We start from the raw sequence: 3,477 nt of genomic DNA, 5'->3' as shown, positions 1-3,477 counted from the left end.
TCCGCGTCGGCGGGCGGGCGCGGACGGCTGCCGTACAGCACGTCGGCGCACTGCCGCCACACTTCCGCCGCGCCGCCATCCAGGTCGATGGCCAGATGCCCGTCGGCGGGCAGGCTTCCGCGGCCTCCTTCCGTAGGCTCATGCCGGTATCCCCGTCGCGTGCTCATGCCGGTATCTCCGTCGCTCCGGCACCGGGCTCAAGGCCCGATGGCATCGGCAGATGCTGGGTCACCGGCTGGAACGCGGGCTCGCCCAGTCCCAGAATCCGGTAGATCAGCCGCCGCATCCGCCGGTTGAACCGTCCCGGCTCCGAGGAGATCCGCGCCGCGATCCGCGCGTACTCCTCGGCCGGACGCTCGGCCGCCGCGTACGCGAGCTGTTCCGGCAGCGGATGGGACGGCGAGAGCGAGGGAGCGATCCGCGCCAGTTCGGCTCCCGGGGAAGCTGCGTTGACATCCCGCTCCGGAAAGCGGGCCAGCAGGATGGCGGCCTCGGTCAGCGTGGCGTACAGGGTGACGGACCCGTGGTCGCCGATGACCCAGTCCGCCGCGATCAGCGGGGCGCGCCAGTCGGCTTCCGGAGCGATGACCGCCACACCGCGCCGCCGGAAGGCGGAGAGCCAGGCGCGTACCTGCCAGTCGCCGTGGCCGGCGGCGACATTGGGGTGCACCAGCACGGCGATACGGTAGCCCTTGCGCGGAAGCTCCGTCAGCAGCCTGGGCAGCAGGGCGTCCAGCCGGTTGAAGGACGAGCCGAGTCCCCAGGTGCAGGACACCAGGATCAGCTTCTGCCCTGGACGTACGCCCAGGGCCCTGCGGTACCGCTGACGCAGCGGCAGGCTCACCGCGATGCGGTCGTGGCAGGCGTCACCGACCACCTCGGCCACGGGCAGGGCCTCCGGGCACCAGCGTGCCAGGGTGGTCAGATCGTCGCGGTGGGCCAGGGCGAGTGCCTTCGGTACTACCTTCCCGTTCCACATCAGGTACTGGCGCCCCATGCCACCGACGGTCCGTGACGCCCCCGGCGTCCGGTCGTCGGCCACCCGCGACAACTTCATATGGCCGGCTCCGTGCGGCATACGGATCAATGGAGCACGGATCTGTTCCACTCCCTGGGATCCGGCGGCCAGTGCGAGATCGAACTCGGTCCTTACTGCCTCCTCCCAGGGCAGCAGGGTGTTCCCCATTTCACGCAGAGCCCGCGCGGCGCCCCCGTTGAACGCGTGCGGTGCGATGGTGAAGAACACCTGGATCCGCAGATCGGATTCCAGCAGCGGCAGCAGTTCCCGCAGCCGCTGCGCGTACACCTCGGTGTGCGCGACGATCAGCACATTTCTGCATCCGGCCAGTGTCAGCCACTGGCTTGGCTCCGGCTGTGCGGGACCTATGGGTCCCTTCACATCAGTCATTACTTCCCCCGACGTCCCCCGACGTTCCTTCTCGGACCTTTCGAGGCCGGGATGCCCGCCGAACCAGGTGGAAGCCTTGCCGGGCGCTTGCAGAATCCTTGCAGGGCCGGAGCCTGCCGGTCCGCTAATGTCGGTGTCTTCGAGAGGTCGCCTCTTGGGCGGACGGGCCTCTTGGGCGGACGGCGGGAGAGAGCCGGTGGGCTTTACGGACGAGGTCTGGCGCGTGGTGGCGCGCGAGGACGGGCGAACGGTCGGACACATCACCATCGAGGTGGCGGACTTCCCTTGGCTCAGCGGCCGGTTCACGCCCGGCCCGGCGTTCGAGTCGGTACGGCCGCTCTTCGACCACGAGCTGGCACTGCTCGACCGTATCGACGAGGACCAGGCCGCGTGGGAGGCGTCGTACGACGCCGTCGAGCGCGCGGTCTCCCTCCACTCGCCGACGGGCCCCGTCGCGGAGTTCCTCCTCCACATCAAGGGCGACCGCGCCTGGTTCCGCTGGAGCGACACCCCGTTCCCGGAGGACTGAGCCCGTGGACAGCGAAATCGCCGCGGGGTAGGACGGCAAACGAGGCTCCCGGTTGGTCCGCACCGCATCCGCCTGCCGCCCTCCGCGGTCGGCGAACCACCTCGGCATCTTGACGGCATCTTCGCGTTCGCGTGCCTCGCGGAACACGGCCGGAGGCCGCCTGCGCGGTCAAGGGCTTCCTCCGGGGAGCCGGAGGGCAGGGCCCCATCCCTCGTGTCGCCGCGCCCGCCCCGGTGGTCGCCTGCCGCAATGCAGCGAGAAACGGCGCGGCAACGACGGTCGCGGTAATGCCGAGCGGTGGCTCAGCGCGATCACAGAGCATCAACAGCAGGCCGATCGGTCTCCGCAACCCGGTCTGACCTGGCCTTTCAGGGCACACAACGAACGTATGCGCTCCCTGTCCCGACCCGCCTGAGGGCGCGTGACGGTGTGACGGCGCGGTGATCAAGGGCCGCTGGACTATCAACCGCACGAACCGTTGGATCGGACATGCGTGCGGCATACCACTCTTACGGGGTATACGGTGCACTGGGTTACATTCGCGACAGCTAGGAAAATTCGGAGATATGCCCAAGAACACCCTCGCGATCTCTCTGGTCATGACGGTCACGGCAGTCGTATTCGGAGTGCTCATTTGCATTCCGACGTTTGCCACCTCGGCACCGAAGACCACGGACAAACTCGCCGAAGGCCAGCACAGCTCGACGTATATAGCGTCCGGTCTTCGATAAGCGTCTTGGCGCCGCCGAATGGCTGCCGCGCACACCCTCGCGAGGTGCAGCCGCTTCCGTAGCGTCTGAATCGACATCGCATGGCACGGCCCACACCCTCATGGATCCAGCCATGTACAACGACGGTCCGGCATCAACGGACCGTCGTTGTCGTTGTCCTTGCCGTCCTCCGAATCTGCTTCCTGCTGACCGTTGAAGGCGTGCTCAAAGCGCCGGCGCGTGCAGTAGTGGGCTTTTGTTGCGGGTGAGCCAGAGGCGGTAGTCGGTCGCTCCCAGGGCTGCTTCGCGGTAGGCCTCTTCCAGGTCCGGGTAGACCTGGGCGCCTATGGAGGTCTCTTGGGTCGTGGGGCCCGGGCGGGAGAAGAGCAGTAGGCGGACCGCCAGCGGGTCGTCCCTCAACGGTCTGATCGCCATGTCCTCGCGGGGGCGTGAGGTGGGCTGGCAGGGTGCTACCGCCTCGCCGACCGCGATGAGTGACGCGGCCGTCAGATAATCGCCGTGCAGTACGGGCGGGTTGAGGCCGGCCGCGCCCAGTACGCGGCGCAGGGCGTCCCATTCGCCGTCCACCGTGGGATCGACCATCCAGCGGTCGCCGGCGAGATCGGCGAGTTCCACCACCGGGCTGGCCGCCGCCGGGTGGTCGCGGGCCATGGAGATGAACTGCGGTTCCCGCTCGACCAGTACCCGCATCTCCAGTCCCTCCGGGACATGGAGCGGGCAGCCCTCCACCTCGTGCACGAAGGCCACATCGAGCCGGCCCGCCGCGACCGCCCGCAGCAGCGCGTTGGCCGAGACATCCATCTGGAGCG

Annotated in this window: 3 protein-coding genes; 1 reads left to right on the top strand and 2 read right to left on the bottom strand. The window is 68.5% G+C overall.

All coding sequences use genetic code 11. The features are described 5' to 3' along the window. Positions 1-163 precede the first annotated feature (163 nt). On the bottom strand, positions 164-1,408 hold the full coding sequence (locus GA0115259_RS31925) for a hypothetical protein (protein WP_093603433.1): 1,245 nt from the start codon (positions 1,406-1,408) through the stop codon (positions 164-166). A gap of 196 nt (positions 1,409-1,604) precedes the next feature. On the opposite strand from GA0115259_RS31925, the gene GA0115259_RS31920 reads away from it, so the two are divergent. Then, positions 1,605-1,937: a hypothetical protein gene (locus GA0115259_RS31920; protein ID WP_093603432.1), complete on the top strand. Its 333-nt coding sequence runs from the start codon at positions 1,605-1,607 to the stop codon at positions 1,935-1,937. A 935-nt stretch (positions 1,938-2,872) separates the two neighbouring features. On the opposite strand, the gene GA0115259_RS31915 is transcribed toward GA0115259_RS31920, so the two are convergent. After that, positions 2,873-3,477: LysR substrate-binding domain-containing protein (locus GA0115259_RS31915; RefSeq protein ID WP_237540639.1), on the bottom strand; the 605-nt coding region annotated here is incomplete at its 5' end.

Origin of the sequence: Streptomyces sp. MnatMP-M17 (genome assembly GCF_900091995.1) — a bacterium.
Lineage (GTDB): Bacteria > Actinomycetota > Actinomycetes > Streptomycetales > Streptomycetaceae > Streptomyces.
This window is presented reverse-complemented; position numbering and strand designations above follow the sequence as displayed.

Excerpts from the sequence above, each read along its gene's own strand:
- GA0115259_RS31925 (WP_093603433.1), bottom strand. The coding sequence starts at position 1,408 with ATGACTGATGTGAAGGGACCCATAGGTCCCGCACAGCCGGAGCCAAGC.